The organism is Pseudomonas sp. FW300-N2A2 (assembly GCF_017351735.1).
Lineage (GTDB): Bacteria > Pseudomonadota > Gammaproteobacteria > Pseudomonadales > Pseudomonadaceae > Aquipseudomonas > Aquipseudomonas migulae.
Map to the genome: position 1 here is coordinate 123846 of NZ_JACNDU010000006.1, position 18043 is coordinate 141888.

Annotated in this window: 13 protein-coding genes; 9 read left to right on the top strand and 4 right to left on the bottom strand. The window is 59.0% G+C overall.

Translation table 11 applies throughout. The features are described 5' to 3' along the window. Positions 1–114 precede the first annotated feature (114 nt). Positions 115–1419, top strand: a complete 1305-nt coding sequence (locus J4E42_RS11380) for a phospholipase (RefSeq protein ID WP_207285280.1) — start codon at positions 115–117, stop codon at positions 1417–1419. Positions 1420–1433: 14 nt separating this feature from the next. Beyond that, on the top strand, positions 1434–1625 hold the full coding sequence (locus J4E42_RS11385; protein WP_192227722.1) for a hypothetical protein: 192 nt from the start codon (positions 1434–1436) through the stop codon (positions 1623–1625). 154 nt (positions 1626–1779) lie between these two features. Here J4E42_RS11385 and J4E42_RS11390 read toward each other — a convergent pair whose 3' ends face one another. The 4 genes from J4E42_RS11390 to J4E42_RS11405 form a co-directional block, all read right to left on the bottom strand. Further along, complete coding sequence (locus tag J4E42_RS11390; RefSeq protein ID WP_031318393.1) at positions 1780–2529, bottom strand: FadR/GntR family transcriptional regulator; 750 nt, start codon at positions 2527–2529, stop codon at positions 1780–1782. Positions 2530–2716: 187 nt separating this feature from the next. Continuing rightward, a complete protein-coding gene (locus J4E42_RS11395; protein WP_207285281.1) occupies positions 2717–4444 on the bottom strand; it encodes an ABC transporter ATP-binding protein/permease in 1728 nt (575 codons plus the stop codon). A gap of 97 nt (positions 4445–4541) precedes the next feature. Beyond that, on the bottom strand, positions 4542–5102 hold the full coding sequence (locus J4E42_RS11400) for a response regulator transcription factor (protein ID WP_008026845.1): 561 nt from the start codon (positions 5100–5102) through the stop codon (positions 4542–4544). After that, a complete protein-coding gene (locus J4E42_RS11405) occupies positions 5095–6357 on the bottom strand; it encodes an ATP-binding protein (RefSeq protein ID WP_008037438.1) in 1263 nt (420 codons plus the stop codon). The genes J4E42_RS11400 and J4E42_RS11405 overlap by 8 nt, the downstream gene beginning before the upstream one ends. Before the next feature lie 363 nt (positions 6358–6720). Between J4E42_RS11405 and J4E42_RS11410 the strand changes: the two genes are divergently transcribed. From J4E42_RS11410 to J4E42_RS11440, 7 genes are all read left to right on the top strand, one after another. Continuing rightward, positions 6721–7437 (top strand): SIMPL domain-containing protein, encoded by a 717-nt coding sequence (locus J4E42_RS11410; RefSeq protein WP_008037440.1) that lies wholly within the window; start codon positions 6721–6723, stop codon positions 7435–7437. A gap of 851 nt (positions 7438–8288) precedes the next feature. Next, a complete protein-coding gene (locus J4E42_RS11415; protein WP_207285282.1) occupies positions 8289–9890 on the top strand; it encodes an ABC transporter substrate-binding protein in 1602 nt (533 codons plus the stop codon). Positions 9891–10148: 258 nt separating this feature from the next. Then, entirely contained in the window at positions 10149–11774 is a 1626-nt protein-coding gene (locus tag J4E42_RS11420; protein WP_008036270.1) for an ABC transporter substrate-binding protein, read from the top strand. A gap of 308 nt (positions 11775–12082) precedes the next feature. Beyond that, a complete protein-coding gene (locus J4E42_RS11425; protein ID WP_008024394.1) occupies positions 12083–13684 on the top strand; it encodes an ABC transporter substrate-binding protein in 1602 nt (533 codons plus the stop codon). 172 nt (positions 13685–13856) lie between these two features. Continuing rightward, a complete protein-coding gene (locus tag J4E42_RS11430) occupies positions 13857–15275 on the top strand; it encodes an OprD family porin (RefSeq protein ID WP_008036267.1) in 1419 nt (472 codons plus the stop codon). Between the two features lie 77 nt (positions 15276–15352). Then, positions 15353–16948, top strand: a complete 1596-nt coding sequence (locus J4E42_RS11435) for an ABC transporter substrate-binding protein (protein WP_008036266.1) — start codon at positions 15353–15355, stop codon at positions 16946–16948. A 74-nt stretch (positions 16949–17022) separates the two neighbouring features. Further along, the gene (locus tag J4E42_RS11440; protein ID WP_008024401.1) at positions 17023–18033 is read left to right on the top strand and encodes an ABC transporter permease subunit; all 1011 of its coding nucleotides are present in this window, start codon (positions 17023–17025) and stop codon (positions 18031–18033) included. The last annotated feature ends 10 nt before the right edge of the window (positions 18034–18043 follow it).

Here is an 18043-nt window from a genome sequence, read left to right on the forward strand (position 1 = left end):
TTATGCGTCGGAAAAGTATTTTCTTGACGTAGGAAAGATCTCCTCTATGCTCTGAACAGCTGTATATGCATACAGTTATTTGAAACATACCGACGACATATCAAGGAGATAGAAATGTCAGGTCTACACACAAAAACTCAGGAAAAACCAAAACAGGTCATTGCCGGTCTGGATGATCTGTTCACCGAGAACGGCATCGCCATTACGGGTAATGACCATCTGGTCCTGCGCCTCGACGAGCACCAAACCGACACCCACCAGCCATCCGCCCCTGCATCCGGCAACGCCTTGAAAGGCAAGCCACAGCTGAGGTTCGAGGGTGGTGAACACACCGCCATCGGCGATAACACGCTGCTGCGTTTCGTCAAGGATGCACCGGCGATAACGGCCTCGCAGGTCGAGTTGCATTTGCCTAACGGCCTGGCCCTGACGTATGGGCAGGTTGTTGCACTGGGCGGTGATTTCTATGGAATCCCGGACAAACCGGTCAGCGAAGGCGCAACCGCTGCCGACCGGATCCAGCGCTTTACCGAGGCCTTCAATTCCCTGGCGGTGCTGCCGGCGTCAAATGCCGAAGCGAAGCTGATCCTCGGCGTCATGCAGAAGGAAATCGCCGCGGTTAAACAGGCGATAAAGGACGGCAAACAGCCCCACGAGGCGTATGACGCATTGGGTGATACGTTGTCGGAAGAGTGGAACAAGATCACCGGCGGCGGCAGTTTCGTCTCGGCCCTGTATCCATTGGGCCGCTACCTGAAACTGGCCGCCAACAACGCTGACCACTTCGCCGAGTGGGCACTGTTGGCCTACATCGCCGGGCATACGGCGGCATTGCAACAAGCGGTGGTCGCCCACAACAGTGGCGATGACGCGTCGCTGGAACTGGCTTACGCGATGAACGCTTTCGCCGATCACTACCTGACCGACCTGTTTTCCGCCGGCCACCTGCGGGTGCCGCGCAAACAGTTGGCAGCGGTGGTCACGCCGAGTGACCTGGGCTCGTTGATTACCCGCTTCATGCACGACGAAGACAGCAAGTTCGGCCTCAATGTGCGCAACGGTGACGGCGTTCAATGGCACGCTTATGGCGACAAGCGCTACTTCGATGCAATCGACAGCGCCAATCGCGTCCAGGTCAATCTAGCGGTCCAGGTGTCGGCGGATGAAATTTTCGCGACGTACCTCAGCGGCATCGCCCCGTCGCCCGGCAGTTTCGCGGCATTGAAAAAACTGCCTGATCTGCAAGCGGTACTGAACCCGACGGGCAATTTCTCGCCGCTGTTCAAGGTCGAGGGCAACAAGGTGTTGCGGCGCAAGGACGTCAATAACCTGAATGACACCGCCACCGTCGATGACTGGTGGGGCTGGAGCACTTACCTGCTGCTCAAGGACTACAACCCGACTGGCAACGTGGCCTGACAAGGAGATCGATGATGACTATCAAACTGAAACTGGAATTGGCTTCGGGCGATTCGCTGAAGGGTGCGCCGCTGGAGTTGCTGGCTGATGGCAAGGCCATTGCCAAAGCGGTGGTGGGTAAGCATGGGGATGTGGTGTTCGATGCCAAGCCCGGTGCAGGTCGGTTGGCGGTGAGGGTGGATCGTTCGATTCTTCGTGCTGGCTGACGCTGTGGTGTAACGGCCGCAGGACTCATCGCCAGCAAGCCGGCTCCTACAGGATTGTCGTCGTACACAAAATTTGCGTACGACACAGTTCCTGTAGGAGCCGGCTTGCCGGCGATGGCGGTCTCTCGGACAACCCGTAACCCGGGTTGAAATATTAACCCCGCTGCGCCTCAGCCTCTTCATGCGCATGGCGCAACCGCTCGCGGCTGTTCGTCAGATGCAAGCGCATCGCCGCCCGCGCCGCATCGGAATCCTGGCGTGCAATCGCATCGTAAATCTCTTCGTGCTCACGGCTCAGGCGACTCATGTAGTGCTGTTGGTCGTCATGGGCCAGGCGTGCCGAGTTCAGGCGCGTACGCGGAATGATGCTGGTGCCCAGGTGGGTCATGATGTCGGTGAAGTAGCGGTTGCCGGTCGACAGCGCGATTTGCAGGTGGAACTGGAAGTCCGAGGCCACCGCATCGCTGGCGTGGGCCGCGCTTTCGTTCAAGGCGTCCAGGGCGGCGCGCATCAACGCCAACTGCTCAGGGCTGCGACGTTGCGCAGCAAGCCCCGCGGACTCCACTTCGAGGCTGATACGCAGCTCCAGAATCGCCAGCACATCACGCAGCGTCACCACCGTCGCCGGGTCGATACGGAAACCACTCGGGCTCGGTGTATCGAGCACGAAGGTGCCGATGCCGTGGCGGGTTTCCACCTGCCCGGCCGCCTGCAAACGGGAAATCGCCTCGCGCACCACGGTGCGGCTGACGCCATGGGCATCCATGATCGCCGACTCGGTGGGCAATTTGTCGCCGCGCTTGAGGTGACCATCGCGGATCTGCTCGGACAGCACCGTCACCAATTCCTGTGCGAGGCTGCGGCGCTTGCGAGGGAGGCGTGGTGCGTCGATCGGGTTTTCCATGGTGAACGTCTGTCTCGAAAAATTCGGCTGAAACCGCATCATAGCTCAACGCGGTTGTACGATCACCCCGCCCTTGTAGGAGCGAGCCTGCTCGCGATGGTCGCCAACGATAACGCTGGAAGTCTGACACTCCGCGGCGCTCTCAGGTCCATCGCGAGCAGGCTCGCTCCTACAGGGGTGGTGGTGATTATGCGGTTACGGTCTGATCCACCAGATGGCCGTTGTCGATGCGCACATGCCGTGGATGGAAGCGTTTCAGGCTGCTGCGATGTCCGACGCTGACGATGCTGAGCCCCGGAATCTCATCGATCAACGCCTGATACAGCGAAGCTTCATCCTCTTCATCCATCGCCGAAGTCGCTTCGTCCATGTACAGCCATTGCGGCGCATAAAGCAACGCACGGGCGAAGGCCAGACGTTGCTGTTCGCCCGGCGAAAGCATGCGTTGCCAGTGATTCGCTTCATCCAGGCGCGAAACCAGGTGTGGCAAACGACAGGTTTCCAGCACATGTACGTAGCGTTCCTGCGGATAGGTCTCGCCAGGCTGTGGATAACTCAACACCTCGCGCAGCGTGCCAATCGGCAGATAAGGCTTTTGCGGCAGGAACAAATAGCGCGCCGCCGGCAGACGAATGCTGCCATGGCCTGTTGGCCACAAATGCCCCATCGCTCGCAGCAACGTGGACTTGCCGCTGCCGGAACGGCCGCTGAGCATCACGCGCTCGCCCTCCTCCACGGTCATGTCGGCATTGGTCAGCAAATGCCGACCGTCCGCCAGATCGAGGCCCAGGTTGTGAATCTTCAACCCATTACCCTGATTCTGCACGTCGATGGCTGGCGCGCGCTCTTCGTTGTCGGTCATGGCCTGACGGAAACTCAGCAGACGATCACAAGTGGCACGCCATGAGGCGAGGTTCTGGTACGCGCTGATAAACCAGCTGAAACTCTCCTGCACATTGCCGAACGCCGAACTGATTTGCATCAGATCACCGAGTTCGATCTTGCCAGCGAAATAACGTGGGGCCGCGACCATGAACGGAAAGATGATGGCGGCCTGTTGGTAACCTGCGGTAAAGAACGTCAGACGCTTGGACACCTTCATGATGTCCCAGAAGTTGTGCCAGACCATCCCGAAGCGGTGGCTCAAGCGACGATTTTCATTGGGTTCGCCGTTGTACAGCGCAATGGTCTCGGCATTTTCGCGAACCCGTACCATGGAGAAACGCAGGTCGGCTTCAAAGCGTTGTTGTTGGTTGTTCAGGCCGATCAGGCGACGACCAATCAGATGCGTCAGCCAGCTACCGATCACGGCATACACCAGCACACACCAGAACATGTAGCCGGGGATTGTGAAACCGAACACTTCGATACTGCCCGACACGCCCCACAGAATGATCGAGAACGACACCAGGCTGACAATGTTGCGCAGCAAACCGATGCCCAGTTCCAGGGTATTGGAGGTGAAGTTGTTGAGGTCTTCGGAAATCCGCTGGTCCGGGTTATCGGTGTAACCGCCCTGCTCCAGCTGGTAGTAATTCTTGTTGCCGAGCCAGCGGGCGAAATGCTTTTCCGTGAGCCAGGCACGCCAGCGGATGGTCAGCATCTGCGTCAGATAGAGCCGGTAAACGGCACCGATGATCGCCACCGCCGCAATCCCGCAGAAATACAGAATCAGCTGCCAGAACGCGGCTTCGTCCTTCTTCTGCAGAGCGTTGTAGAAGTCCTTGTACCAGGTGTTGAACCACACCGAGAGCCCCACGCTGATCAACGACAACGCGATCACCGCGATCAGTAGTGTCCAGGCCTTGACCTTCTCTTCGCTTTGCCAATAAGGCGTGATCATCGCCCAGACTTTGCGAAAAAACTGCCCGCGCACGGCATCGTTGACCGCGGAATATTCAGCGTTCTGATTCATGGAAAAGGCTCGATAAAGAAAAGAACACGCACGAACCGATCATAGATGATCGGCTCGGTTTGTCGCGAGGCGCGGCCGGCATTTGTTCAGCGCAGGTTCAGCGACGAACGGGACGCTTTTGCAGTTTGCGCTGCAGCGTACGGCGGTGCATGCCCAAGGCACGGGCAGTGGCGGAGATGTTGCCTTCGTGTTCGGTCAACACGCGCTGGATGTGTTCCCATTGCAAGCGGTCCACCGACATCGGGTTTTCCGGCACCAGGGAGTCGAGGTCGGCGTGCTCGGAGAGCAGCGCAGCAAGGACATCATCGGCATCCGCCGGTTTGCACAGGTAGTTGCAGGCACCGCGCTTGATCGCTTCGACAGCGGTGGCAATGCTCGAGTAACCGGTGAGGATCACCACGCGCATCTCCGGGTCGAGTTCGAGCAGTTTTGGCAGCAACACCAGGCCGGAATCGCCGTCCATTTTCAGGTCCAGCGCGGCGTAATCCGGGATATCGGCCTGGGCGATGGTCAGGCCTTCTTCGGCGGAGCCGGCGGTGCTGACGCGAAAACCACGGCGAGCCATGGCGCGCGCCATCACGCGGGTGAACGTGGCGTCGTCATCTACCAGCAGCAAATGCGGCAGTTCTTCGCCTTCGACTTGGATCTCTTCACTCATGTTCGTCTCCTCGGGCGACACGGGGCAGGCGCAGCTCGGTGAGCGTACCGCCTTCCTCATGACTGTAGAGTTTCACTGAGCCGCCGGCGCGTGTCACGCTGGCCTTGCTCAAAAACAGGCCCAGGCCGAAACCTTTGCCCTTGGTGGTAAAAAACGGTTTGCCGATCTGTTCGGCAATGGCCAGCGGCACACCGGCGCCGTGGTCTCGAATGCTGATGGTCAAGTCCTCGGCATTCCAGTCCAGCGTCACTTGCAGCCCTTCGGGGCATGCATCAGCGGCGTTGTTCAACAAATTCAGCAGCGCCTGGGTCAGGTCCGGAGGCGGCGCCATGCGTGGCACGGTGCCTTGGCCCAGGCGCTGGAAGCGGTAACTGGCTTCCGGGCGCATCAAGTGCCAGCGGTTCAGCGCTTCGTCGAGCCAATCGGTGACGTCCTGCATCTCCACAGCCAAGCGGCGATTGGCCTCGGCGGCGCGCACCAGTTGCTGCAAGGTTTCTTTGCAGAGTTTGACCTGATCCTGCAGCACGCTGAGGTCGTCCTGCAACATCGGATCGTGATGGTCCCGGCGCATTTCCTTGAGCAGCACGCTCATGGTCGCCAGCGGCGTGCCCAGTTCATGGGCGGCACCGGCGGCCTCGGTCGCGACGGCCAGCAATTGCTGATCACGCAGGCCTTCTTCGCGACGGATGGCGCGCAGCTCTTCCTGCCGCCGCAGCTCTTCGGCCATGCGCGCGGCGAAGAAGGTGATGACCGCCGCGGCGAGGGCGAAGCTCAGCCACATCCCGTAGACCTGCAGGTTTTCCCGGGCAATCGGGAAGGTTTGCAGCGGATAGAAACCCGCCAGCAACAAGGTGTACATCGCCAGGGCGATGCCCGACAGAATCACCGAATAACGCCATGGCAGCGTCACGGCGGCGATGGTCAGCGGCACCAGGTAATAAGAGACGAAGGGGTTGGTCGAGCCGCCGGAGAAATACAGCAAGGCGCTGTGGATAAACAGGTCGCAGGCCAGTTGCACGGCGTATTCGAGCTCAGTAACCGGCCAGGAGGTACGCAGCCGAATCGCCGTGAACGCGCACAGCAACATAGAGCAACCGAGGGTCGCGGCCAGTTGAAACCAAGGTAGCGGCAGCAAGTCGAGCCAGTAGGCCAGGCCCACTGAACCGGCCTGAGCGGCCAACACCAATGTGCGGATGAACGTCAGCCGCCAGAGATTCTGACGAGTTGCGGAAGTGATTTGAACGGGGGCGAGCATGAGCTCTCCTGATGAGCGCTCCAGGCAGATCGCACGGAGTATAACCAAGCACGGGGGCTGACAGGCAAAAGTGCGGCAAACGGCCACATGGCAGGAATATCAGCTGCGTCTATAAGGCCGCCTTCGCGGGCAAGTCGGATCGCCGCCCGCTCGCTCCTACGAGAGAGCGGCGGGCAAATATTTTGTGCACGACACAGACCTGTAGTAGCGAGCGGGCGGCGATCCGACTTGCCCGCGAAGGCCGCGACGCGGTCAACCATCTGTATAGAAGTTGTAACTGTGCGAACCGGATCATTAAAGCTAGAGTCTGATGGTTTCACGCAGGCTCGGACCTAACCCCTGCGCATCGTCCAAGGAGTTTTCATGCACACTTTCCGCCGCAGCGCCGCCCTTCTCGCCCTCAGCGTTGGCACCGTCGCCAGCCTCCCGGCCATGGCCGCCGACGAGCTGCATTACAACCAGATTTCCCTGCGCGCCGAAGTCAGTCAGGAAGTTGCCCGCGACCTGATGATCGTGACCCTCTACACCGAAGAACAAAACACCGACCCGGCCAAACTCGCGGCCGACGTCAGCACCACCATGAACAAGGCGCTGGCCCAGGCCAAGCAAGTCAAAGACATCACCTTGCGTCAGGGCAGCCGCAACAGCTACCCGATCTACGACACCAAGGGCCAGAAAATCACTGGCTGGCGCGAACGCGCCGAACTGCGCCTGGAAAGCTCCGACTTCGCCGCCCTGTCGAAACTGACCGGCGAACTGCTCACCGACCTGAAAATGGGCGGCATGGACTTCGCCATCGCCACACCAACCCGCAAGGCCAGCGAAGACGCCCTGCTCAAAGACGCCGTGACCGCCTTCAAGGCCCGTGCACAACTGGCCACCGACGCGCTGGGCGGCAAGGGTTACAAAATCGTCAACCTGAACCTGAACAGCAACGGTTATCCACAACCGTACATGCGTGGGCCGATGATGATGAAAGCGGCCAGCATGGATGCCGCGCCGGTTACGCCGGAAGTTGAAGCCGGCACCAGCCAGGTCAGCATGACGGCGGATGGGTCGATTGAAGTATTGATGCCTTGATTCGATAGCCAGTACAAAAAACGGCGACCACCAAAGTGATCGCCGTTTTTTTATGGTCCGGCAAAATCGACGCCCCCCGATCCTGTAGGAGCCGGCTTGCTGGCGAAAAATTCCGGATTTTGCGGCGCTGTTTCGGACGCCATCGTCGGAACGCCGCCCGCAGCAAGCCGGCTCCTACAAAAGCTCGGGTACATCCGCGAAATCGGGTCGGCTGACAGGCCGCCATCGCCAGCAAGCCGGCTCCTACAAAAGTTCGGGTACATCCGCGAAATCGGGTCGGCTGGAAGGCCGCCATCGCCGGCAAGCCGGCTCCTACAAAAGCAGGTCGACGCCCACCCGCTTCTCACCACTCATCAGGCCGAGCGTTAGCTCGCCTGCAGCTTTTGATTTTGATCTGCCCGCCCCTTCGGGAGGCCGAGTGGAGGTTCTGCGCAGTGGGCAGCCCGGCATGGATGCCGGGCTAGCCGCCCCCGGCCATGGATGGCCGATGGCGGCGGGCCCACGGAGCAGGACCGGAGCGAGGGAACACCGAGCTTTAGCGAGGGGCCGGACGCCGGGGCGAGACCTTTTGGTTCCTTTTGGGGCGTTTGCCAAAAGGGACTCGCCGTAAGGGCGAAACCATAGGCGGCCGTTACCGCAGGAATGGATATGTACGCCCAAAAGGAAATTGGTCGGCCATAAGGCCGCCATCGCCAGCAAGCCGGCTCCTACATTTTGAACGTGCACACAACAGGCAACCAGCCTGAATATACCGAGATAGAGGGGTCCCCCTCACAAACGGATATTTCCGCCCACCCCGTCTACGACGCTACCCTGAGGAAAACACAGCGACCCAAACCCCCGGGGACTCCATGGAAAGAACCACCGTCAAACCACTCCTGCTCGCCCTAGCCCTCGCAACAACCGCCCCATTCGCACAAGCCGCCACCACCCTGGTCTACTGCTCCGAAGCCAGCCCCGCCGGCTTCGACCCCAGCCAATACACCAGCGGCACCGACTTCGACGCCTCCGCCGAAACCGTCTTCAACCGCCTCACCCAATTCAAACGCGGCGGCACCGAAGTCGAACCCGGCCTGGCGACAAACTGGGACGTATCAAAAGACGGCCTCACCTACACCTTCCACCTGCGCGACGGCGTGAAATTCCACACCACCGACTATTTCACCCCGACCCGCGACTTCAACGCCGACGACGTGCTGTTCACCTTCCAGCGCCTGCTCGACCCGGAGAACGCGTTCCGCAAAGCCTATCCCGCCGAGTCCCCGTACTTCACCGATATGGACCTGAACAAAACGATCAAGAGCGTCGACAAAATCGACGAGCACACCGTGCGCTTCAGCCTGAACAACATCGACGCCGCCTTCATCCAGAACCTGGCGATGAGTTTCGCTTCGGTGCAATCCGCCGAGTACGGCGCGCAATTGTTAAAGGAAGGCAAAGCGGCCGACATCAACCAGAAACCCGTCGGCACCGGCCCGTTCGTGTTCAAGCGCTATCAAAAGGACTCGCAGATCCGCTACGTCGCCAACAAGGCGTACTGGAAACCCGAGGATGTGAAAATCGACAACCTGGTGTTCTCGATCACCCCGGACGCCGCCGTGCGCTTGCAGAAACTCAAGACCGGCGAGTGCCAGGTCAGCGGTTACCCGCGCCCGGCCGACATCGAGCTGATGGAGAAAGACCCGAACCTGCGCGTGCTCAAGCAGGCCGGGTTCAACCTCGGCTTCCTGGCCTACAACGTGACGCATCCGCCACTGGACCAGCTCAAGGTACGCCAGGCCCTGGACATGGCGATCGACAAACCGGCGATCATCAAGGCTGTCTACCAGAGTGCCGGGCAACTGGCGCAAAACGCCTTGCCTCCCGCGCAATGGTCGTATGACCCGAGCATCAAGGATGCCCCCCACGACCCGACAAAAGCCCGGGCGCTACTGAAAGAAGCAGGGGTTGCACCCGGTACCACCATTAATTTGTGGGCCATGACCGTGCAGCGTGCCTCCAACCCCAATGCGCGGATGTCGGCGCAGATGATCCAGCAGGATTGGGAGAAGGTCGGCATCAAGGCCAACATCGTCAGCTATGAATGGGGCGAGTACATCAAGCGCGCCAAGAACGGCGAACACGACGCGATGATCTACGGCTGGACCGGCGACAACGGCGACCCCGACAACTGGCTCGGCGTGCTCTACAGCTGCGCGGCAGTGAAGGGCAGCAACTACGCCAAGTGGTGCGACCCGGCCTACGACAAACTCGTCCAGCAAGCCAAGGTGTCCACGGACAAACAGCAGCGGGTGAAACTGTATCAACAGGCCCAACAAATCCTTAAGCAACAGGTCCCTATCACGCCGATCGCCAACTCGACGGTGTTCCAGCCGCTGCGCAAGGAAGTCACCGACTTCAAGATCAGCCCGTTCGGCCTCACACCCTTCTATGGTGTGGGTATAAATAAGTAACACCGCGCGCCAACCGGGTGCGCCCAGCGCCCCGGTTGCCCTTCGTCAGTGCGTGGTTTGCACCGAAAAAAATACACGCAAACGGTCAAATGCGCGTCAATTTATACATATGCGACATTAAGGTACGTTCGTGCCACTGTTTAAGGCTTGTGGCCATTCAACATCTTGCATTGGGTATGGCCCCTGCATAAGTATCCGCAGGCACGACTCACGAGGTCGTCCTCAAATTCAAAAATGACAACAAATCATGAGGCCACCATGCTTAAACACGCGGTCATTCCGTTTTTAGTCGGCGCCAGCTTGTTAGCTGCCGCACCTTTCGCCCAAGCGGCGACTAACCTGGTGTTCTGCTCCGAAGGGAGCCCGGCCGGTTTTGATCCTGGTCAGTACACCACCGGAACCGACTTCGACGCCTCTGCCGAAACCATGTTCAACCGTCTGACTCAGTTCGAGCGCGGCGGCACCGCCGTTATTCCTGGTCTGGCGACCAAGTGGGACATCTCCGATGATGGCCTGACTTACACCTTCCACCTGCGTGAAGGCGTCAAGTTCCACACTACCCCGTACTTCAAGCCGACTCGCGAGTTCAACGCCGACGACGTGCTGTTCACCTTTAATCGCATGATTAACAAGGATGATCCGTTCCGTAAGGCGTACCCGACCGAATTCCCGTACTTCACCGACATGGGGATGGACACCAACATCACCAAGATCGATAAAGTCGACGACCACACCGTCAAGTTCACCCTCAAAGAAGTAGATGCCGCGTTCATCCAGAACATGGCCATGAGCTTCGCCTCGGTGCAGTCCGCCGAGTACGCAGCCCAGCTGCTCAAGGAAGGCAAAGCCGCCGACATCAACCAGAAGCCGGTCGGCACTGGTCCGTTCGTGTTCAAGAGCTACCAGAAAGACTCCAACATCCGCTACACCGGGAACAAGGACTACTGGAAGCCTGACGACGTCAAGATCGACAACCTGATCTTCGCCATCACCACCGACCCTTCGGTGCGTATCCAGAAGCTGAAAAAGGGCGAGTGCCAGATCACTCTGTTCCCGCGTCCGGCCGACCTGAAGGCGCTGAAAGAAGACAAAACCCTGAAGGTGCCTGACCAGGCTGGTTTCAACCTGGGTTACATCGCCTACAACGTGATGGACAAGATCAAGGGTGACGACAAGCCGAACCCGATGGCCCAACTGAAAGTGCGTCAGGCACTGGACATGGCCGTCAACAAACAACAGATCATCGACTCGGTTTACCAGGGTGCAGGTCAAAAGGCCGTCAACGCCATGCCGCCGACCCAGTGGTCTTACGACACCACCATCGTGGATGCTCCGTACAACCCTGAGAAAGCCAAGGAGCTGCTCAAGGAAGCCGGTGTGAAGGAAGGCACCGAAATCGTTCTATGGGCAATGCCGGTGCAGCGTCCGTACAACCCGAACGCCAAGCTGATGGCAGAAATGCTGCAGTCCGACTGGGCGAAGATCGGTATCAAGGCCAAAATCCAGAGCTACGAATGGGGCGAGTACATCAAGCGCTCCAAAGGCGGCGAAAACGGCGCGATGCTGATTGGCTGGAGCGGCGACAACGGTGACCCGGACAACTGGCTGAACGTGCTGTTCGGCTGCGACTCGCTGCAAGGCAACAACTTCTCCAAGTGGTGCGACAAGAAGTTCGACGGCATCGTCAAAGAAGCCAAGCGCACGACCGACCAGGGCAAGCGCACCGAACTGTACAAGCAGGCGCAACACGTCCTCAAAGACGCTGTTCCGATGACACCTATCGCTCACTCGACGGTGTTCCAACCCATGCGCAACGAAGTGCAGGATTTCAAGATCAGCCCATTCGGCTTGAACTCCTTCTACGGCGTTAGCGTCAGCAAATAAGATTTGGCAACGGCGACGTTTTTGACGTCGCCGTTGCTTTTTCTACCGAGAAAGCAGGGAACAACCTACATCCTATTCCGCTGAGCATTACAGCTGCGGCGTCGGACGCGTTGCCCTTTCCTACGAGTCTTTAGGACTCTACGCATTTACTGCCAGACTCGCGGCTCTTACCGTCGGGTTCTGACCAGTGCACGCGTGGGCTCTCGGTTATTGCTGCACGTCATGGCTTGAGATCAATGACGCCTCCACGTCCCCGGACGGGACAGCGGCGCATTGAAAACACTTAGCGAAAGAGAAAAGGGAGCGTCATGCGCCATACCTTGGTTTTATCCGCATTGCTGGGCACCGGCCTGCTGGCCGCCACTTCCATCAGCCAGGCCGCCAACAACAGCCTGGTGTTCTGCTCCGAAGGCAGCCCGGCTGGCTTCGACACCGCGCAGTACACGACCGCGACCGATAACGACGCCGCCGAGCCGTTGTACAACCGATTGGCAGAATTCGAAAAAGGCGCCACCAACGTCGTACCAGGCCTGGCAAAGAGCTGGGATATTTCCGAAGACGGCCTCAAGTACACCTTTCACCTGCGCGAAGGGGTGAAATTTCATACGACCAAGTACTTCACGCCGAGCCGTGATTTCAACGCCGATGACGTGCTGTTCACCTTCAATCGCATGCTCGATCCGCAGCAACCTTTCCGTAAGGCTTATCCAACCGAGTTCCCGTATTTCAACGGGATGAGCCTGAACAAGAACATCGCCAAGGTCGAAAAGACCGGGCCGCTGACCGTGGTCATGACGCTCAACAGCGTGGACGCCGCGTTCATCCAGAACATCGCCATGAGCTTCGCTGCCATCCTGTCCGCCGAATACGCCGACAAGCTGCTGGCCGAAGGCAAGCCGAGCGACATCAACCAGAAGCCGATCGGCACCGGGCCGTTCGTGTTCAAGAGCTACCAGAAAGACTCCAACATCCGTTACAGCGGCAACAAGCAGTACTGGGACCCGAGCCGGGTCAAGCTCGACAACCTGATTTTCGCCATCAACACCGATGCGTCGGTGCGGGTGCAGAAACTCAAGGCCAACGAGTGCCAGATCACCCTGCACCCACGTCCCGCCGATGTCGAAGCGCTGAAGAACGACGCGAATCTCAAGCTCATCGAAAAGCCTGGCTTCAACCTCGGCTACATCGCCTACAACGTGCGCCACAAACCATTCGACCAGCTCGAAGTGCGTCAGGCGCTGGACATGGCGGTGAACAAGCAAAGCATTCTCAACGCCGTTTACCAAGGTGCCGGTCAACTGGCGCAAAACGCCATGCCGCCGACCCAATGGTCCTACGACGAGACCATTAAAGACGCCGCCTACAACCCGGAAAAAGCCAAGGAACTGCTCAAGGCTGCCGGCGTGAAAGAAGGCACCGAAATTACCCTGTGGGCGATGCCGGTTCAGCGTCCCTACAACCCCAACGCCAAGTTGATGGCCGAGATGCTCCAGGCTGACTGGGCGAAGATCGGTCTCAAAGTGAAGATCGTCAGCTACGAATGGGGCGAGTACATCAAGCGCACCAAGAATGGCGAGCACGACGTCAGCCTGATTGGCTGGACCGGTGACAATGGGGACCCGGACAACTGGCTCGGCACGCTTTACAGCTGCGACGCCATTGGCGGCAACAACTACTCCCAATGGTGTGATCCGGCTTACGACAAGCTGATCAAGCAGGCCAAGGTCGTCACAGACCGTGACCAGCGCACCGTGCTTTACAAACAGGCTCAGCAGTTGCTCAAGCAGCAAGTGCCGATCACGCCTGTCGCTCACTCGACGGTCAACCAGCCGTTAAGCGCCAAAGTCGAAGGATTCAAGGTGAGTCCTTTCGGCCGCAACGTGTTCTCGGGCGTCAGTATCGACAAATAACCGATTAGCCAAAAAACGCTGGGGGCGGATTCCGCCCTCACGCAAGCGTATTGCCGTTATTTGCCGATCAGGCCGACAGCAAACGTTTGCGAAGCCTTGTATGAGTTCCAAAACCAATAGCCGGATCACAAAAAAAGACCGGTATAAAAAAAGAAAGAAAGGAGCTTCACCCATGAAACTGAGCAGCACCGCGTTATTGGCCCTGGCCATCAGCAGCGTTACCGCCACGGCCTACGCTGAGTCCCAGAGCCAGGCTTTCACACCGGTCACCGTCAAGGAAAAGAGCGCCCAAAGCGAAGCCACCGGCTTTGTCGAAGGGCAATCGGTCACCGGCTCCACGCGTAACTGGTATGCGAATGAGTCGTTCAAGCGGGGCGCGACGCTCAACTATCGTAAAAATGGTGAGACTCACACGACTGACCGCCGCATCAACTGGGTGCAAGGCACGATCATCAAGTACAACTCGGGCTTCACCGAAGGCACCGTAGGCTTCAGCACCGAAATCGCGGCCTACAACGCAATCGCCCTGGACCGTGATCGTAAAGACCTCGCGTCCGGCAACGGCGGTGCGCCTGAGCCAGGTCGCTCCGGCCGTGGTAACAACCGTACGCTGACTGAAAATGGCGGTGACGCTGTTGATCAGTGGAGCAAACTGGGCCTGGCCAACGTCAAGGCACGCGTCTCCAACACCACACTGACGGCTGGTCGCCAGAATTTCAGCAGCCCGCAAGTGGATGTCATCGGTAACCGTCCCCTGCCTTCGAGCTTCGAAGGTGTGACCCTGCACAGCGAAGAGCTGGAAAACCTCTCCTTCGACCTCGGCACCTTCGACCGTAACTCGCCGCGTACCGAACAGAGCCAGCGCAAGTTCCGTTCCGAATACGGCGACGGCACAGCCGAAGCGGATCACGTCAACACCGCCGGTATCACCTACCAGCCGTTCGCCAGCCTGACCACCAGCCTGTGGGGCACCCAGGCGGAAGACCTGTGGAACCAGTACTACTTCGGCGCCAGCCATGTGTTGGGCGACAGCTCGATCCTGAGCCTGACCACCGGCCTGAACTACTACAAAACCGTCGACGAAGGTAAAGCCAAGCTCGGCCAGATCGACAACGACACCTACTCCCTGTCGTTCGGCCTGACCCACCAGGCTCACAGCCTGACCTTCTCGTACCAGGAAGTGAACGGTAACGAGTACTTCGACTACCTGCACGAAACCAACGGCATCTACCTGGCCAACTCCCTGTTGTCGGACTTCAACGGCCCGAACGAGAAATCCTTCCAGGTCGCCTACGGCCTGAACATGGCTGAATACGGCGTTCCAGGCCTGAAGTTCAACATCTACCAGGCGCGCGGCTGGGGCATCGACGGTACTCACTACAACAGCACCGGCTACGGCGACGTGAAAGGAATGGACGGCGAGCACCATTACGAATACGGCATCGGTGCTTCGTACGCCGTGCAGAGTGGCCCGCTCAAGGCGACCGCGATCCGCGCGACCTACACCGCTCACCGCGCCAGCGAAAACCAGGCGGATGGCAGCCTCAACGAGTTCCGTCTCGTGACCACCATCCCGTTCAACGTTCTGTAATGCACCCGCCGAACGGCTGATTCAGTGACGAATCTACCGTTCGGCTTTTGTCCTTAACTGATTGCAGAGGGCTCTTGATGAAAATGCTTCCCCTACGTGCGGCCATCGCTGCCGCGTTGCTGAGTGTTGCCGTTGGCGTCTCGGCCAAACCCTTGGTGGTTTGCACCGAAGCCAGTCCGGAAGGCTTCGACATGGTTCAATACACGACTGCAGTCACAGCCGATGCGGTGGCCGAAACCATCTTCAACCGCCTGGCGGACTTCAAGCCCGGTACCACCGAAGTGATTCCGGCACTGGCCGAGTCCTGGGACATCAGCGAAGACGGCCTGACCTACACGTTCCACCTGCGCAAAGGCGTCAAGTTTCACACCACCGAATACTTCAAGCCGACCCGCGACATGAACGCCGACGACGTGGTCTGGAGCTTCCAGCGTCAACTGGACCCGAATCACCCGTGGCACAAACTGTCGAGCGTGGGCTTCCCGTACTTTGAAAGCATGGGCTTCAAGGAACTGCTGAAAAGCGTCGAGAAAGTTGACGACAACACGGTCAAATTCACCCTGACCCGTCGCGAAGCGCCGTTCCTGGCCGACATCGCCATGGCCTTCTCCTCGATTTACCCTGCCGAGTACGCCGACCAGTTGCTCAAGACGAACAAGACCGGCGACCTCAACAACAAACCGGTCGGCACCGGCCCGTTCGTTTTCCAGCGTTACGCCAAGGACGCTCAGGTTCGCTTCAAGGCCAACCCGGACTACTTCCGTGGCAAGCCGCCGGCTGACTCGTTGATCCTGGCCATCGCCACCGACAACAACGTGCGCCTGCAAAAGCTCAAGGCCAACGAGTGCCAGGTTGCGCTGTATCCGAAGCCGGATGACATCCCGAGCATCAAGAAAGACGCCAAACTGAGCGTCGATGAACTGAACGCGATGACCGTTTCGTACATCGCCATGAACACCACGCACAAGTACATGAGCGACGTGCGGGTGCGCAAAGCCATCGACATCGCCTTCGATAAAGAGGCTTATGTCAACGCGCTGTTTGGTAAAGGCAATGCGACAGTGGCGGTCAACCCGTTCCCGGACACGCTGCTGGGCTACAACCACAGCCTGAAAAACCCGGCCCGTGATCTGGACAGGGCCCGCGCCCTGCTCAAGGAAGCCGGCGTACCGGAAGGCACCACCTTCACCTTGTTCACCCGCAACGGTGGCGGCCCGACCAACCCGAACCCGATGCTCGGCGCGCAGATGATGCAGGCTGACCTGGCCAAGGTCGGGATCAAGATCGACATCCGCGTGATGGAATGGGGCGAAATGCTCAAACGCGCGAAAAACGGCGAGCACGACATGGTTTCCGCCGGATGGGCGGGTGATAACGGCGACCCGGATAACTTCCTGACGCCTATGCTCAGTTGCGAAGCCGCGAAGAACGGCGAAAACTATGCACGCTGGTGCAATGACAAGTTCCAGGCGCTGATCGACCAGGCTCGCGAAAAAACCGATCCGGCCGAGCGGGCAGCGCTGTACGAGCAGGCCCAGGTTATTTTTAACCAGGACCAGCCATGGATCAGCATGGCGCACACTAGAATGTTCACCGCTATGCGCAACAACGTAGAGGGCTATCACATTAGCCCCCTCACCACTAATAACTTCGCCACCACCCAGGTGAAGTAGATAAGAAAACTCCCGGTGTCCCTGACTCCAGGGACACCAGGCACGCCTAACCGGCTGATGAGGTACACCAGAAGATGTTTAGTTTTATTGCCCGCCGATTGGGGTTATTGATCCCCACGTTCTTCGGCATCACCTTGCTGACTTTCGCGTTGATTCGCATGATTCCAGGCGACCCCGTGGAAGTAATGATGGGCGAACGACGAGTCGACCCCGAAATGCATGCTCAGGCAATGGAACGCCTAGGTCTGAACAAACCGCTGTATGCCCAATACCTGGATTACATCGGCAAACTGGCTCACGGCGATCTCGGCGAATCCCTGCGTACCCGTGAAAGCGTGTGGAGCGAGTTCAGCTCTCTATTCCCCGCGACCCTGGAACTGTCCATGGCCGCCCTGTTGTTCGCCGGCATCCTGGGCCTTCTGGCCGGGGTGATCGCGGCACTCAAGCGAGGATCCCTGTTCGACCATGGGGTGATGGGCATCTCCCTGGCGGGATATTCGATGCCGATCTTCTGGTGGGGCCTGATCCTGATCATGTTCTTCTCGGTGTCCCTGGGCTGGACCCCGGTGTCCGGGCGGATCGACCTGCTCTATGACATCGAGCCGCGCACCGGCTTCATGCTCATCGACACGCTGCTGGCCGATGACGTCGGTGCGTTCCTCGATGCCCTGCATCACCTGATCCTGCCGGCCATCGTGCTCGGCACCATCCCGCTGGCGGTGATTGCGCGGATGACCCGTTCTTCGATGCTCGAAGTGCTGCGCGAAGACTACATCCGGACCGCCAAGGCCAAAGGCCTGTCGCCGTCGCGCGTAGTGTTCGTACACGGCCTGCGCAACGCGCTGATTCCGGTACTGACAGTAGTCGGCCTGCAAGTCGGCACATTGCTGGCCGGTGCGGTCCTGACCGAAACCATTTTCTCGTGGCCCGGCATCGGCAAATGGCTGATCGAAGCCATTGGCGCACGGGATTATCCCGTGGTGCAAAACGGCATCCTGTTAATCGCCTGCCTGGTGATTCTGGTGAACTTCATCGTGGACATCCTCTACGGCTTCGCCAACCCACGCATCCGTCACCAGCGCTGAGATCATGACC